The sequence below is a fragment of the Vibrio artabrorum genome (assembly GCF_024347295.1).
Lineage (GTDB): Bacteria > Pseudomonadota > Gammaproteobacteria > Enterobacterales > Vibrionaceae > Vibrio > Vibrio artabrorum.
In genome coordinates this window covers 748,603-765,599 of record NZ_AP025458.1, presented here as the reverse complement: position 1 = coordinate 765,599, position 16,997 = coordinate 748,603, and the positions used below count along the sequence as shown (strand labels likewise).

Here is a 16,997-nt window from a genome sequence, read left to right as displayed (position 1 = left end):
ATTTAATGCCTCGTTATCCTTGCAGCATCACTTTCTTATCTCGGTATTGCTGTGAACATCACGATTGTTGGGCCCGGAGCCATCGGCTCTTTATGGGCGATAAAACTGCTTCAAGCTGGTCATAATGTCTCTTTGTGGAGTCGCGCCACTGACACCACAATTGATTTATCGCTTGATGGACAAGCTTCCCTTCCCTTCAGTAATAACAATATCGAAAAGCTAGCAGCAAGTGACTTGGTGATCTTCACGGTCAAAGCTTGGCAAGTCGAAGAAGCCTCTATTTCGTTACTTCCATATCTCGACTCAGACACTATTCTCATGTTCCTGCACAACGGAATGGGCGCGGTCGATAAGATCGCTACTCACATTAATGCGCATCCGGTAATCTTGGCGACCACCACTCAAGCGGCATTCAAACCGGACCGTTATCGTGTCTCTCATACTGGATTGGGCCAAACCCAATTGGGTGCTTTTAACCAAACGGGTCAGCAGTGTACGTTTTTAGTCGATGTATTAGATAACGCTCTCCCTGCCGTGAGTTGGAACCCAGAGATAAAAACCGCACTATGGACTAAACTTGCCATCAATTGTGCCATCAACCCACTCACTGGGTTGGAACAAATCAAGAATGGTGCGCTTGCAGATCAAAAGTTTGAAGGTGTTTTAAGCTCTATCATTAAAGAGCTCACACAGGTTATGCAAGCCAAAGGGATCACTTGTTCATTCGACGAATTAGCCGCAAGCGTCAAACAGGTCATCCAAGCCACAGCGCAAAACAACTCATCCATGAAGCAGGATATGTTTTACCAGCGCAAAACAGAGGTCGACTTCATCACTGGATACCTAATAAAAACAGCGCTTAAACATCAGATCGACGTTCCGGTTAACCAAAAGCTGTTCGCTCAGGTCAAAGAGCAAGAAAATCGCTGGAATCAGCAAGATTAGTCAGCAAGATTAGTCAGCAACGGTTTACAAGTCGCGATAAAATAACAATACCGCTAAGCATAACGCTAGCACCAATTTTCAAGATTTTAGGTAAGAATAGATGCTTGATATCAATCACATCCGAGAGCAGTTCCCTGCGCTATCACAAACCATCAATCAACAACCATTGATTTACTTAGACAGCGCGGCCACCACACAAAAACCTCAGGTTGTGATTGATGCCATTAGCCAATATTACTCCAAACAAAATGCCAATGTTCACCGTGGCAGCCATAGCTTAACAGCGAACGCGACCAGTCAATTTGAAGCAGCCAGAGACAAAGTCGCCCAATTTATAGGGGCGACATCATCGAAAGAGATCATCTGGACTCGCGGAGCCACCGAAGCACTCAACCTAATTGCTCAAACGTATGCAAGAAGCACCCTTCAGCCCGGCGATGAGATCTTGGTCAGCGAAATGGAGCATCACGCCAACATTGTGCCTTGGCAAATTGTGGCACAACAGACCGGGGCTAAAGTTGTTAAAGTACCAATGACATCGGAGTGCGAATTTGACCTAACAGCCTTTGCTGATCGATTAAATGAACAAACCAAGATTGTTGCATTAGCTCAGATAACCAACGTGACAGGTTCTCGTCAACCAATTGAAGCCGTCATCGAAAAAGCACACAAGATGAATGCCATTGTGGTGGTCGATGGCGCGCAAGGAATCGTTCATGAGCCGACTGATGTTACTGCTTTAGGTGCGGATTTCTACGTATTCTCAGGCCACAAACTCTACGCACCCGCGGGGATTGGCGTACTTTACGGCAAACTAGAACTGCTCGAAGCCATGCCCCCTTGGCACGGTGGTGGCAAAATGGTTGAGCGCGTCTCTTTCTCTGGCACTACTTTTTCTGAACTGCCTGGCAAATTCGAAGCGGGCACACCAAATGTAGCAGGAGCGATAGCATTAAGCACTGCAATAGAATGGTTGAGTGGGTTTGCACAACAAGATATCGAAAATCATATCCACCAACTACAACACGAGACTTATCTTTCGCTCAGTAAACTGGATGACATTCAGATTTTAGGGTATCAACCCAACGCAAGTGTGATTACTTTTGTGATGGATGGCGTTCACCATCAAGATATCGCGACCCTACTGGATCAGCAAGGTATCGCAGTACGTGCAGGACATCATTGTGCTCACCCATTAATGGATGCACTTAATGTGAAAGGAACGGTTCGAATTTCATTTGGTATTTACAACAACATGGATGATGTTGAAAAGCTCGTCGCGGCGATAGAAAAAGCCGTTGATATGCTTTAGCGAGTAGCGAGTAGCGAGTAGCGAGTAGCGAGTAGCGAGTAGCGAGTAGCGAGTAGCGAGTAGCGAGTAGCGAGTAGCGAGTAGCGAGTAGCGACATTATTTAGGGTTGGCGTTTAGCGTCAACCCTTTTTGTTTCTGTGTACCTAAGAGATGTTAAGCACTTAGCTCTTGGATTTGAGCAACAATCGCTTTTAAGCCGTTCCCGCGAGATGGGCTTAAATGGGTAATTAGACCGATTTGTTCAAAGTAACCATCAATATCGAACGCTTGAACCTGCTCTGATGTTTTTCCATCATACGCAGCCATCACTAAGGCAATCAGGCCGCGAACGATACGCGCATCAGAATCAGCACAAAAGCGCCAAACACCGTCGATATTTTGAGAAACCAACCACACTTGGCTTTCACAACCAGAGACAATCACCTGCTCACTTTTCAGTTCATCAGGCATCGTTGGCAGTTTCTTACCCCATTGAATCACTTGCCGATAACGGTCTTCCCAGCCGCTGAATGTCTGCATTTTCGCGACAATATCATCATGGGTAATTTCAGTGCCGAACGGAGAGCTTGGGAATGTGGTCATTTTAATATCCAGTCGATTTTTAATTGAGTAGAAGAGATTACTTAGCGTGCTTTTGAATCAGCTTTTCGACAATACGCGAAACCGCCACAAAACCAAATGTCGCCGTTACAACCGTTGCTGCACCAAAACCCGTCGCACAATCCATGCGTTTTGGACCTTCTGCTGTCGCTTTCGCAGCACATACGCTGCCGTCAGCTTGAGGGTATTTCAGCTGTTCAGTTGAGAACACACAATCGATACCAAACTTACGTGCTGGGTTCTTCGGGAAGTTATGATGACGACGAAGGGTATCTTTGAGCTTCTTCGCGAGCGGATCTTGAATCGTCTTCGTCAGATCGGCCACCTTGATTTGAGTCGGATCGATTTGACCACCCGCACCACCTGTGGTGATCACTTTGATTTTGTTGCTACGACAATAGGCCAGCAGTGAAGCCTTAGCTTTCATGCTATCAATCGCATCTAACACAAAATCGAACTCTTTCGATAGATATTCAGCCTGATTGTCAGGCCCGATGAAGTCGTCAATCAGGTTAACTTTACACTCAGGGTTAATCAACTTAACGCGCTCAGCCATCACTTCGATTTTACTCTTACCGACGGTACCCGACATAGCATGAATCTGACGGTTGATGTTGGTCACACATACATCATCCATATCGATCAAAGTCAGCTCACCTAAACCAGTACGAGCAAGCGCTTCAACCGCCCACGAACCTACCCCACCAATACCGATCACACACACGTGTGCGGCTCTGAGTATGTCGACTTCACTATTGCCATATAGGCGACGAGTGCCACCAAATCGTTGGTCATAGTTTTCTGAAGCAGGAGTGGTCAATTCACGCATTATTGCCGCCAATTTATTTCTGAGAAAAAGAAAAGAGTGCGTTTTATACGCACTCTTGAATAAAAAGTCTAGGGGATTAGCGATTCGCTTTCAATGCCCTATTTCATTCTCATTTACTCGATCTTCTCAGGAGGTAAAGCCCAAGGCGCTTCGGTTGCGCTGCCATCTAAGCCAAGTTTCCACACTCGACCAAAATGTTTGTAATGACCGGCTTCAGTACCCGCTCGTGGGCCCATACCATGATAGAGATCCAAATGGTTTTGCTTAACCGCGCCGCCCGTATCCAAAACCAATAACAGTCTTAATTGGTGCGCGCCGCTCCAAGTACCATCAGCATTCAATAGTGGAACCTCTGCCAGAATTGGCGTTCCCATCGGAAGAATAGATCGGTCCCCAGCGACCGCGGCCATGGGTAATAATGGAATACCGGCACTGCCCATCACCGACAAGTCTTCTCTGGAACTAAAGAAAACAAAAGAAGGGTTTTGCTCAAGCAACTCTTTGACCACTTCAGGATCGTTTGCCAGTACCCACTCTTTGATGGCTTTTAGCGACATTTTTTCACGTGGAACTAAGCCTCGATCGATCAATACTCGACCTATACTCACGTAAGCTTTGTTGTTCTTACCAGCATAAGCGAAATATTTAAGCGTATCGTCGTCACCAAAGTGAACAAAGCCACTGCCCTGCACTTCCATCATAAACGGATCAATACGATTTGCAGCGTAACCGAGCTCAAGACCTTGACCTTCTAGTGCACCGTTGTAGATCTCTTCACGAGTTGGGCACTCTTTATCACAATCAGGAAGGCCATAAACCGGGAATCGGTAATCTTCATTCGCTTCATGGCGCAGTTCCATCACAGGCGAAAAGTAGCCTGTAAATAAAACATTACCTTGCTTATCCCCCCCACCAAGTTGAGCAGTTTGAATGCCAAAGTTCGCGAGTTCGCTAGGATCACCACTTAGCATCGCCCATTCATTGAGTTGCTGATAAAGCGGTCCGTAGATCTTAGCCATCGAAGGCGATTTTGAAACCACTATCTCAGCTTGTTCGGCAAAGGCGGTGTAGTCTCTTGGTTTATTGGATTCAACCAGATCGACCTTATTTAAGATACGAGGAAACTCACCATCAAGATGTTGTTGAGCGCGATCGGTTGTTTGAGCACAGCCAAATAAGAAAGAGGCGGCAACAAGGGGAAGCCATTTTTTAATCACAAAAATTATCCTAAAAATTCTATGCCGCGAGGATGACAAAAATGGCCCGATAACACAATCTTAGATTGTAAGAGTTTACAATAAGATAACCGATCCCCCACACCGACACACTACTGATATTCAGTACAAATTCACCCATCACATAATGTGTGATTCAAATTAAATTGCTTTCGTTGCTGTGCCTTGCTGTCGAGAGCGAGACCTTGGGTTATTTCATCGTTCTTATTCTGTGTGCAAGAGCTTGCTGCACTCAGAGGCTACTCATAATGACGCCGTGCACCTTTGACACTGAGACCGCTCAGATAATGGAATCTCGATAAGAATAGTTTGCTCTTCACATCAAAAACAGGTTGTTTGAAAGTGAATTTAAATGCTAAATTATCGAATAAATAAACAAATGGACTTGTTCTGTGAAATTAAGAAGTACAGCGCTAGTAAAAGGCTTTAGACAATCAACCCCTTACGTCAATGCGCACCGTGGCAAAACCATGGTCATTATGCTGGGAGGCGAAGCGGTTGCTGATAGAAATTTTGGCAACATTATTAATGATATTGCTCTGCTCCACAGTCTTGGGGTAAAGATTGTTCTCGTCCATGGAGCAAGGCCACAGATCAATCAACTGTTGGCAAAACAAGATTGCCATACGCCTTATCACAAGAATATTAGGGTCACTGACGAATATTCTTTGGGGGTTGCGATGCAGGCTGCTGGCCAATTGCAACTTGCTATCACGGCTCGGCTTTCAATGAGTCTCAATAACACCCCGATGGCTGGTACTCAACTCAATGTGATGAGTGGTAACTTCATTACCGCTCAGCCGCTAGGTGTGGATGACGGTACGGATTACTGTCACAGCGGACGCATTCGTCGCATCGACATTGAAGGGATTAATCGTGCGCTTAACCAAGGCTCTATCGTCTTGCTCGGCCCGATTGCCAGTTCCGTCACTGGGGAAAGCTTTAACTTACTTTCTGAAGAGGTCGCGACTCAAGTCGCTATTCGTTTAGAAGCCGACAAGCTGATTGGCTTTTGCTCCGAACAGGGGGTGATGGATCAAAACGGAAATGTGCTCGCCGAACTTTTCCCAACAGACGCCAAACAAATACTACAACGCCTAACTCAATCTCAAAACCCTGCCGAAGACATGAGCACTGGCACACTGCGTTTTTTAAAGGGGGCGATTGCCGCTTGCCGGGCAGGTGTACCTCGTTGCCATCTAATCAGCTATAAAGTGGACGGTGCATTAATCCAAGAGCTGTTCTCTTTTGATGGTATTGGAACTCAAGTGGTCATGGCGAGTGCCGAGCAAGTAAGGCAAGCACAAATTGATGATATTGGTGGCATCTTTGACCTGATTCGTCCATTAGAAGAACAAGGCATCCTCGTTCGCCGTTCAAGAGAACAGTTAGAACAAGAGATCCACCGTTTTACTATCATCGAAAAAGATGGACTGATTATTGGTTGCGCTGCGTTATATGCTTACCCAGAAGATCACATGGCAGAGATGGCCTGCGTGGCTATCCACCCAGATTACCGAGATGGAGACCGTGGACAGATACTGCTGGATTACATGCGTCATCAATCCAAATCTCTCAATATCGAGCAAATATTTGTGCTTACTACGCACAGTCTTCATTGGTTCCGCGAGCAGGGCTTTTACGAAATAGGGGTGGATGAGTTACCGATGAAAAAACAAGGTCTATACAACTATCAGAGAAACTCTAAGATCTTAGCGCTAAATGTATAAATAAATTTATTGATCAAGTTCTCAAATTTATAGAAAAATAATTGCACATGTAATCGTTTACTATGTGAAATTAATAAAATATGCACTTCCACTCACGCAATTAATTGTATAGAATTTCTGCGCTTTAATAATATTAACAAATGTTTTTATTGGAATTGCCATCTAAATGGTCGTATCGAACTCATTGTGGTGGTCACTGCACGGATTGCTATACCCGTTGACGGTCAGCACGCTAACATTAGCTCTGCTCGTTAATATAGACAGCAAAAAGAGCAACATTGATATGAGAACCATTGTTTGTAACTCGCTGCAAAGTTTTTGGGATATGGCTGATAACCAATTCTTAGAAGGGCTAGACGTACACTGCGTGTTCCCTGTGAGCGAGAATCTAAAAGAGTTTATTTTGAATTGCCAAGCAAAGTACAAGATAAACCACATATCGTTTACTCGAGCGTTTTTAAGCAAAGAGTCTTAATCACGTTCAAAGCAACCAGGGATGGTTGCTTTGTGTTTATCTCGCTCTAAATTCAAGCCCTTTCTCGCGGCCATTAACCACTAGTTCGTTAAGCGACGGCCTAACCCACTGACCCGCTCTGTTTTCACCTTAATCCCACGTTTCAACACGTTTGTATCGCTGAATATCATCAGTCGTTTCTTTGCGCGTGTAATACCGGTATAGATAAGCTCTCGCGTTAAAATAGGGCTGAAATCTGGCGGCAAGATCATTAAGGTCAGATCAAATTCACTACCTTGAGATTTGTGTATCGTCATCGCATAAGCCGTTTCATGATCAGGCACTCGGCTTGGTAGTACCGCTTTCACGCTGCCATCTGGCAACTCAAAATAGACCTTCAGTCGAGGCGTGGCATTCGCCTCATTTGACTCTAGATTCGTTGAGTCGGCTTCAAGCATACAAATGCCAATATCACCATTGTACAAACCCAAGCCATGATCATTGCGCGTCACCATGACTGGGCGCCCATGATACCAAAGCTCATCGTTATGCGGATTCACTAAACGTCTTGCGGCAAGCGCCCTTTCAATTCTATGATTGAGACCTTTAACACCAAAGTCCCCTTCACGAATGGAGCACAACAATCGACACTGACTAAACAGGTCAAGAACCGATTTTGCGCGTGCTTCTTGGGTCTCTAGCTCTTCTAGCGGCACATTCATTCGGTTGAGATACACACCATACTCATTAACCAAGGTACGCAGCATCAAGTTATAGCTGTCACTCGACAAGGGATGATTCTCAATATCCGCAAACCCTTTCGCAAACACTTGATCGACCTGATTAGCAGAGCCGTTATTGATCGCTTTGGCCAGTTGACCGATACCGGAGCGTGCATCGAAACGATAACTCTTCTGCAGCATGCATAAACTGTCTGCAATCGCAGGTGGATTCATCAATCCACCTTTGACTTGCCTCGGTTTGGCTATCGCATCAAAGCCAGTCATCTCTGCAATTAAATTGCCTTGCGCTGTGCTGTACCCTGCTGAGTTGAACGAACAGATATCACCGAGCACAGCACCTGCCTCTACTGAAGCAAGTTGGTCTTTATCACCCAATAAGATGAGCCTTGCGTGCTCAGGAAGTGCATCCACCAGCTTATACATCATCGACAGATCGACCATTGAAGCTTCGTCCACCACCAAGATATCCAGATGAAGTGGATTGCGTCGGTTATGTCTGAATTCCGCTCGATTAGGAATCGCACCGAGTAATCGATGTAAAGTACTGGATTCTGTCGGTATGTTGGCCTTAACTTCAGGCGCTAAAGGCAGCTGCTCAATCGCTTTACCAATCGACTCTGTTAAACGTGCTGCCGCTTTACCCGTCGGAGCCACCAGCTTAATCGTCGGTGTTTTTCCTTGGCTGAGAGATTGCTCAACCATCGCCGACAGTAATTTGGTTACCGTGGTGGTTTTACCGGTACCCGGCCCACCGGAAATCACCGCAAAGCGACGACTCAGCGCTACCGCTGCGGCGACTTTTTGCCAGTTCAAACATGCCGATAACGGAACCAAGCCGTCCAGTACATCTAAGTCTGTCACTTGCTTAACGTGTACAATAGCTTGGTCGATTGCCCCCCAATCTAGAGCCTGTTCATCAACAATATCAAGATGGTCACACACCAACTGTTGGCGTAACACCTGCGAAGTTTGTTGGTTTTCTTCGGCCTTGGTTAAGGCGTTAAACAGAAAGTGATAACTACGTGCGAAAAGCTGATTGAGTGTTTCCGTCAGCGCCTTTTTCTGTTCAATATTGAACTCTACCGGCTTACTTAAACGATTTAAGGTGTCAGCCAGCACAACCTCATAGTTCCAGTAACGCTGTAAGTAGACGCGCCGTCCATCAAACATCAGAGGCTTAACACAGTCATTAGTTGCGCCAACGAGGTTAGATGATTGCAAAACAGTCACCCAATCAATACCTAATAGCTTTTGATTCAATTGCAGCGCCGTTTCACCGTACAACCCAAGTAACTGGGCTATATCTGCCGTTTGTGCAGGGCCTATCGTATGCTGCTGTATAAGCTGAGTACAAATGTGCCCCTTGCCTAATTCATGGCTTACAACGCCAGCCAGAAAGCCAATCTCTTGAGAATGACTCGTGGCTTGCTGCGCAATAAAACGGGCAAATTGATAATCCAATTGGCGAATCGAACCCTTATCTGCTAGGAAATTAAGTATATCCATAAGCTGATCAGGGATAAGTGAAACAGGCTTTACCGTGTTCGCATTTTGCATAGTCGTTATCATTATAAAAGCCCCATCTGTCCACTTTCACCGTCATTCAATTGTACTGAGCGTCTGTCTATCACTTTACCGTCAATCAATTGATCCATTTCATCGAGCAAAGCCAATGTGGGTTTCGCCGAGAAAATACCTTGTTGTGATTGACCGTCCATTCCTCTTAAGAACAAGTAATAAACCCCACCAAAATGGAGCTCATAGCTGTAATCTGCAACGCGGCTGCGCAGGAAGCGGTGCAGTGCCAACGCATAGATTTGATATTGAAGATCGTAACGATGGTCGGCCATCGCCGATTTCAATGCTTCACCATGGTAGACGGCAACATCATCACCTAAATGATTCGATTTCCAGTCAAGAACATAGTATTTACCTTGATGTTCAAACACTAAATCGATGAAGCCTTTCAGCATGCCTTGCACGGTCTGGAAGCCTAAGTCGCCGGCTTTTGCTGATAGCGGATCATGGTACTGAATGGTTTGATTCAATTCCGATGCGGCTAACACTTCGATCGGCAACAAGAATTCCATCTCGACTAAGCGTTGCGTTGAGTCTTTCTCGCTAAGTTTTAGATTTTTGCCATCCAACGCGGTGTTCAGCACCGTATCGACAAGCTGTTGAAGCACGGGTAACCACTCGAGTTCGTATTGTTCGGACTCTAATAAGTGAGTGATGACTTGCGTATTATGTTCGCTGGTTGCAGGCTCAGTAAATTCAACATCCTCAAATAGGGTGTGTAAGAAAGTGCCCGGACGAGCGCCGCGAGGGAATGTGAATATCGAACGTTCAGGCTCAATCAATTCCGACTCGTCTTGTTCATCCGCCGAGTCAATATCGAAACCAGACACCTCAATAGTCGCATCATGGCTCGCACCGTGACTGCCCTGTTTGACTAACCCTGAGTAACTGGTGATACGCCAAGCTCGGTCAATTGAAGTCTTGAGTTCATTGGCCTGTAAGTCGTCACTCACTTGCTCTGTTTGCACAAAAATTTGTTGGTGAGCGGTAGGTGTTTCAGACAGTAATACACTTGAATTCTTACCCTCAATTGCCGATAGAGCTTGATGCAACTCGGCAATGCCTTGCTCTTGTCCGTTTTGAACCAAATAGCCCATAGCACTCAAGTGAACGCCAGTTGGCTCTTTGGTTGAACGCCCTTTACGTAGCGGTGCCATGCCAATGAAACAGCCATATACTGCACGAGTCAGCGCCACGTAAATCAAGCGTAAGTCTTCCGCCAATCGCTCTTTATCGGCTTGTGCTAAGGCACTATCGCTGCCAGTGATATCCAGTACTGTGGTATCTGAATCATGATCGTAGAACTTGCCTTCGCTCGCTTCACGGTAGCTCGCGACAAACGGCAAAAATACGAGATCATATTCCAAGCCTTTTGATTTGTGAATGGTAACGATTTGAACCAAGTTTCTTTCTGATTCAAGGCGTTGAATGTCATCTTCATTGCCGCCTAAACCATTTTGAGCATCGGAAATCGCTTCTGCCAACCAACGCAACAAACCATAGTCACTGTCGAGCTCTTGCCTGGCTTGCTGTAGCAATTCGCCAATGTGCATCAAATCAGTAAGTGAGCGCTCACCATTTTCTTCTTCCAGTAAGCGTTCCGCGAGATGTCGTTTACTGATCACGCTGCGCAGCATGGGTAACACGCCACGCTGTAGCCACAACTTACGATATTCTCTAAACTCGTTAACGACGTTTTCCCATACCACTTCATCATTGTTGAGTTCGTCCAATGAGGCCGCATCCAGAGCAAACAATTCCGACGCTAAACTGGCGCGCAATGCACGGTCATTTTCAGGCGTCAGCACCGCCTGCAACAAACGCTGAATATCTTGCGCGACCAAACTGGTGAATACACTGTCTCGGTTCGACAAATACACACTCGCGATGCCTTGCTCCGATAGTGCGTTCTTGATCAGGCGACCTTCACTACCGGTTCGAACTAAGACAGCAATATCACCCGCATTCACGGCATGTTGTTTTTTGCCGTTATCAAAATAGGCCTGTTGATTTTGAGATGCAGTCAGAATGGTTTGAATTTGACTGGCGGTCGCCTCGGCCATGGCTTTGTGATATTCGCCTTTCGGCAATGGCTTATCTTCTGCATCCTGCAGCCAAAAGGTCAGTGCATGCTGAGTTTGACCATTCATCACCCATTGGCGTTTGTCGGCCGATGGACTGGCTGCGACGGGCAAAAATGGAATGTCTTGGTCGTAGATAAACGGGCTATCCGAATTCATAAACACTTGGTTTACCGCACTGACCATGTCAGCACTCGAACGCCAGTTAGTGCCTAACGTATAGTGAGCACTAACTTGGTTTCTCGCCTTGATATAGGTAAAGATGTCTGCGCCACGGAATCCGTAAATAGCCTGTTTAGGGTCACCGATCATAAACAGACCACACTGCGGATTATCAAGATAGATTCGGCTAAAAATACTGTACTGCAGCGGATCGGTATCTTGGAATTCATCGATCATCGCGACTGGGTATAAGGTGCGGATTCTCTCCACCAGCAGGGATTGCTCATCGACATCAATCGACGCGGATAACTGAGTCAGCAAATCATCAAATGATAACCACTGCTTCTGCTGCTTAGCCTTGGCTAACATAGTTCGACAATGGGTGATCGCATGTGCCAATAACGGGGCTTTCAGGTCTGCAGGAGAGTTTAAGAACTCCTCAATCGCCTCAAACACCACGTGTTGAGGTGCGGTACCTTTTGCTGTTTTTTCGCTTAGAGTGGCTTGTGAGAACTTCTCTAATTTATCTGGGAACTGGTAATCATGGGTGTCGCTCTGCGCCCATGCTGTTACCGCTTCTAACCAAGTCGGCAAAGACTTCTTGGTGTAGCTGCGCTTATTCACATCCGATCCAGAGATCAAAGCTAAAAAATCCGCTTCAGATTCACACCACAACGCCTTAAGTTGCTTCACTTTATCTAAGTTTTGATTGTGCAGAGTTTGCAGGTCGCCCGACATCGCATCGACTGTCAACTTGAGCGGAGACCCCGTTAAATAACGATTTACGTCCGCTAATAACGCAGCAGGGGAACCCCAGATATTGCGAACCTCACCTGCCAGTTGAATAGGTAGCGGGTAAAACTGCTTACGCCAGTAATCGGCGACCACTTGCGCTTTCAGATGGCTTTCATCGGTTACAAATTCATTGTCAAAACGGCTTCCAGACTCGAAGGCATTTTGAGTCAACATCCGTTGACAGAAACCGTGAATGGTGTAGACCGCAGCCTCATCCATTTGTCTTTCTGCGTTAAGTAGGGTTTTCGCCGCGCCAGCATGATCATCGATGGCTTGTAACAAAGGCGCAATCACCGGGTCGTCACTTTGCCCACGTGCAAACGCAATGCGTGCATCATGAATTCGCGCACGAATACGATCACGTAGCTCTGCGGTTGCTGCTTCAGTAAAAGTCACCACCAGTATTTGGTCTACGGTGAGTGGCTCATGATGTCGAGTGGCTTCCGTCAGATCACCTTGCGGCGCGGCCGTACCGTGTCCGAGCAGTAAGCGCAAGTACAAGCCAGCAATGGTGAATGTTTTCCCCGTACCGGCCGATGCTTCAATTAAACGCGCACCATGAAGTGGAAACGTCATCGTATCGAGTGTTTTTGGAGCAATTACCTGAACACTGCTTGTGGTCGTCATGCCTTACTGCCTTCTGATAAATGTATTGTTACAAACGTGACCTAACATGGAAAACGTCATTCAATTAACGCCCACACAAATTAGTTAATAGTTAGTGCGATCTCACTCACGGACCCATTCCGATCGACTCGCTACTATGCGGCCACGAGTTCGGAAGCGCTTAAGAGTTTTATACTCATGCGTAACTTTGAACCACAGAATAATGGTCCCTCTGACCTGTGGCCGTACAGCAAACGCCCTACACTAATAATGATTTACTGGCGGCCACTTTATTTCCTGTACCCAGACTTCCTGCAATCCGTTTTCTATCGCTTTTATCGAGTCTACGCCCAACTTCCGCGAATCTTTTGATAAGCGCATCGCTTTACCGCTCGTATCGTTGGCGATCTTACGGATCACCATGACTTACTCCTGATCTTCCAGATCGGCAGCGGCCAGTCTGGCCGCTTGCAACACAAGCGTCGAATACAGACGCGACTGAGCAGCCAGTTCATCATCCCACTTAGGCCAGATTCGAGAGATGTAAGTATCTCTGCCCTCGCCCGTAAAGGCGAAGCTGTCATTAAAGGTATCAGCCATTTTCTTGAGTGATTTTTCTTCATCATCGACCCATTTACCACGGCTAAAACCCGCTTCAACCCCAGCTAATGCCGTTTTCGGAAAGTACGGCAATGGTGTGGTCATACCCTGATAAAACAATCGCACTAGCTCAGCCAGCAAACTCTTTGCCTGCTGCGCATCACCAATCGGTTGTAGCGTTTGATGAACCACACCTTCTTTTCTGTCGTAACCAATAATATGGGTGCTTTTTCCATGCCCCATCACCGCACAACACAAATGGTCAATCCAAGCCGCTAAGTAATCTTGAGCGCGGATTTTTCCGCTACGAAAACGCACTAAACCTGATTGATAGTTTTGAGTTAACCACCCCATCATACGAACAGGCTTACCTTCACCCAATACATCAAATTCGATATTCACTTCAAGATCTTGCTGTGGTGAACCGCTGACAAATCGAATCTCTTTGGCTAAGTCTTCTGCTTGCACACGGTTGGTTTCAAATTCGATATCACCGAAAGCGCCAATCGGTAATCGACCTTGCGCTTTTTGCTCAGAGACAAACTGTCGAACGGCTTCATCTGCACCTTCTGGGTGCTCCAGCAACACTTGCAACAGCGCATCTTTAAGTTGGAAACTCTCTAGGCCATTAAGTACAAACGGTTCATCGTCTTCCATTACAGGAAGTGGCGGTTCAAACACCACTTTTAGGCGACGATTAAAGAAGTACTGCACCGGTAAACGCCAGAAACGCTGCAACTCAACCAAGTCGAGTTCTAACGGATACGTTGCCCCCAACAAATAATCATCCAATGCACGGTTGAATTCACCACTGCGTTCACCGGAACGGTTAGCCGCTGGAAGCCACTCTTTGGCGTAACTCAGCACATGGCTCGCATCACCTTGAGTAAACGCAGCTGGGCTGAACGGTGTCATGGTGTGTTCAAAGCTGATCGCTTGAGTCAGCTTAATACCTGAGTCATCACTTGGTAAGGCTTGGTCTTCGCTTAAACAGTAGTTCTGCTGGCAGTATTCCATCAACTCAGAAACCAGCACCGACGGCACTCGCTCAGTATTGTCTTGAATCGAACGGCCGACATAACTGATGTACAGACACTCTTGCGCCGACAGTATCGCTTCTAAGAATAGGTAACGGTCATCATCACGACGAGAACGGTCACCCGGCCGAGAGCGTCCGTTGATTAAATCAAAACCCTCAGGAGGCATTGAGCGAGGATAAACGCCATCATTCATACCTAACAAACAGACGGTTTTGAACGGAATGGAACGCATCGGCATCAGAGTGCAAAAGTTAACTTGCCCCGCTAAGAAGCGTTGGCTAATACGCGCACCCGACAGTTTATTATTCAAGTACTGGTAGATAATGCTTGGCGACAGTTCTTGCTCGTACAAGGCATCATCAAGCTGTTCGTTCAGTTGTGAAAGTGCATCACGAATCGACTTAAGTACTACCTCGCCTTCCAGCTCAACCGCAAAGAAATCATCCATCATTGTCAGCAAGGTTTCACGCCACATATCGATCGATTGAGTTTCAGTCAGGCGCTGTCGGTAATGAGCGATACGATCGATAAAGTGCGCTAACTTACCCGCAAGTTCGGCGTTAATGCCTTGAACTTCGTTATAAGCGGCAATCGGAGAGTGTTCGGTTTCAAATAAACCCGCAGAATCGGACATCGCATAGCCCAGTAACATGCGCTGGATACCAAACAACCACGTATTTTGCTCGGTTGCAGGTAGATCAAATTCCGTTGCGGTAGAAGAGTCGACACCCCAACGGATGCCCGCTTCTTCAACCCACTGCTTGGCTTGCTCGAATTGAAACTCATCAATACCAAAACGCGCCATCATTGCTGGGATTTCTAACAGCTCTAACAACTCAGACGCTAAACAACGCGTATTCGGTAGCGCGACCAACTGCATGAAGGCGGTCAGAATTGGGCTTTCTTGGTCGGCGGTTCTATCCGAGATCGAGTAAGGGATATAACGCTCACCTGGGGCATTACCAAATACCGCCTGAATCGCTGGGCTATAAGCATTAATGTCAGACACCATCACGATGATATCGCGTGGTTTCAGGGTCGGGTCGGCATCAAACATCGCCAACAGCTGATCATGAAGAACTTCAACCTCACGCATTGGGCTGTGACAAGCGTGCACGGTCAGCGAGCGGTCACCCAGTTCAACCACCTGTTTATGGTGGCTGGAATCTAAGATGTGGTCGTCTTGATGTTCTTCTAGCTGGAGAATATCGGCTTGCAGCTGATGCAGTAGGCTGTCTCTCTCAACATCAATAAAGAATTCGTGCTCTTCGCTGTCTGATTGAGATAGCAAGAACAGGTTATCCCTGCCTAATTTACCCATAGACGCCAACAAGCTATTACCGACAGCTTGGCTGGTATGCAGTTCGTCTTCAATATTGGCTTCAATGCCATCTTTCAACGGTGAGGCTTCGCCTTCAAGCTGAGGTAGACCATCAACCAGAGCAAACTGCTTGCGGCGCTGCGCTTCGACTCTTGCCAAGTATTTACGGTCACGAATATCGCCCCAGTAATGCTGACAGGGGTTGGTAAACATCAAATGAACATCAATCTGATCACCGAGTGCTTTCAACGCGTCCATATAACGAGGCGGTAACGAAGAAATACCAAACACAAACAGGCGTTTAGGTAGGTGCTGCAGTTGACCTTGTTGATTGGCTAGCGCTTCAATGAAGTCGTGATACAAGTTGCCACGGTGGTATTTAGATTGGCCTTGGGACAGCGTTTGCTCATAGAGCGCTTGCCACAATATAGGTTGCCAAGGGTGCTCTTGCTGTCCCTCATCATCGATCAGTTCTGCAACGGGCTCTCCCGCTTCCCACATCGCCATCCATTCAGGTCGATACACTAAGTAGCCATCGAAAATATCGGCAATTTTTTCGGCTAATTGGTACAACTTAGAGCTGTCTTCGTCGTTTTCAAGATAGCGCTGTAGGGGTAAAAAATCAGGGTCGTCAAGCTTAGCGGGTAGCAAACTCATCAGCTTCCACGTCATCGCTTCTTTGTTAAAAGCACTGCGTTTCGGTACATCAGGAAGCACTTGGGTAAACATATCCCAAATGAAAGTCGCAGGAAGAGGAAAATCGATATTTGCTGCTACACCAAACTCTTTAGCGAGTTCCATCTTAAGCCATTGAGACATACCCGGGCTCTGCACCAAGATTTGCTCTTTTTCGAAAGGATTGGCTAAAGGCTCACTTTTGATTAAGTGAACGAGAAGAATTTTTAAAGTATCAACTTTATTGGAATGGTAAACAGTAAACAAAGTGCACTCACGCTAATCTTGCCA

Annotated in this window: 10 protein-coding genes; 4 read left to right on the top strand and 6 right to left on the bottom strand. The window is 46.5% G+C overall.

Features of this window, described 5'->3' with window-relative positions:
• Positions 1 to 51: 51 nt before the first annotated feature.
• Complete coding sequence (panE, locus tag OCU36_RS03480) at positions 52 to 945, top strand: 2-dehydropantoate 2-reductase (RefSeq protein WP_261839056.1); 894 nt, start codon at positions 52 to 54, stop codon at positions 943 to 945.
• A gap of 100 nt (positions 946 to 1,045) precedes the next feature.
• Complete coding sequence (gene csdA, locus OCU36_RS03475; protein WP_261839055.1) at positions 1,046 to 2,257, top strand: cysteine desulfurase CsdA; 1,212 nt, start codon at positions 1,046 to 1,048, stop codon at positions 2,255 to 2,257.
• A gap of 153 nt (positions 2,258 to 2,410) precedes the next feature.
• On the opposite strand, the gene csdE is transcribed toward csdA, so the two are convergent.
• The 3 genes from csdE to mltA all read right to left on the bottom strand — a co-directional run bounded on the left by csdE (position 2,411) and on the right by mltA (position 4,912).
• Complete coding sequence (csdE, locus tag OCU36_RS03470) at positions 2,411 to 2,839, bottom strand: cysteine desulfurase sulfur acceptor subunit CsdE (protein WP_261839054.1); 429 nt, start codon at positions 2,837 to 2,839, stop codon at positions 2,411 to 2,413.
• A 37-nt stretch (positions 2,840 to 2,876) separates the two neighbouring features.
• On the bottom strand, positions 2,877 to 3,686 hold the full coding sequence (gene tcdA / locus OCU36_RS03465) for a tRNA cyclic N6-threonylcarbamoyladenosine(37) synthase TcdA (protein WP_017059899.1): 810 nt from the start codon (positions 3,684 to 3,686) through the stop codon (positions 2,877 to 2,879).
• A 113-nt stretch (positions 3,687 to 3,799) separates the two neighbouring features.
• Positions 3,800 to 4,912, bottom strand: a complete 1,113-nt coding sequence (gene mltA, locus OCU36_RS03460; RefSeq protein WP_261839680.1) for a murein transglycosylase A — start codon at positions 4,910 to 4,912, stop codon at positions 3,800 to 3,802.
• A gap of 401 nt (positions 4,913 to 5,313) precedes the next feature.
• Between mltA and argA the strand changes: the two genes are divergently transcribed.
• Together argA and OCU36_RS03450 are read left to right on the top strand one after the other, a co-directional pair.
• On the top strand, positions 5,314 to 6,651 hold the full coding sequence (gene argA, locus OCU36_RS03455) for an amino-acid N-acetyltransferase (protein WP_261839053.1): 1,338 nt from the start codon (positions 5,314 to 5,316) through the stop codon (positions 6,649 to 6,651).
• Positions 6,652 to 6,934: 283 nt separating this feature from the next.
• A complete protein-coding gene (locus OCU36_RS03450) occupies positions 6,935 to 7,126 on the top strand; it encodes a hypothetical protein (protein ID WP_004735192.1) in 192 nt (63 codons plus the stop codon).
• A gap of 80 nt (positions 7,127 to 7,206) precedes the next feature.
• On the opposite strand, the gene recD is transcribed toward OCU36_RS03450, so the two are convergent.
• The 3 genes from recD to recC form a co-directional block, all read right to left on the bottom strand.
• The gene (gene recD, locus OCU36_RS03445; protein WP_261839052.1) at positions 7,207 to 9,417 is read right to left on the bottom strand and encodes an exodeoxyribonuclease V subunit alpha; all 2,211 of its coding nucleotides are present in this window, start codon (positions 9,415 to 9,417) and stop codon (positions 7,207 to 7,209) included.
• Entirely contained in the window at positions 9,417 to 13,091 is a 3,675-nt protein-coding gene (gene recB, locus OCU36_RS03440; protein WP_261839051.1) for an exodeoxyribonuclease V subunit beta, read from the bottom strand. Before recB ends, recD begins: the two co-directional genes overlap by 1 nt.
• A 405-nt stretch (positions 13,092 to 13,496) precedes the next feature.
• The gene (recC, locus tag OCU36_RS03435) at positions 13,497 to 16,973 is read right to left on the bottom strand and encodes an exodeoxyribonuclease V subunit gamma (RefSeq protein ID WP_261839050.1); all 3,477 of its coding nucleotides are present in this window, start codon (positions 16,971 to 16,973) and stop codon (positions 13,497 to 13,499) included.
• Between the last annotated feature and the right edge of the window lie 24 nt (positions 16,974 to 16,997).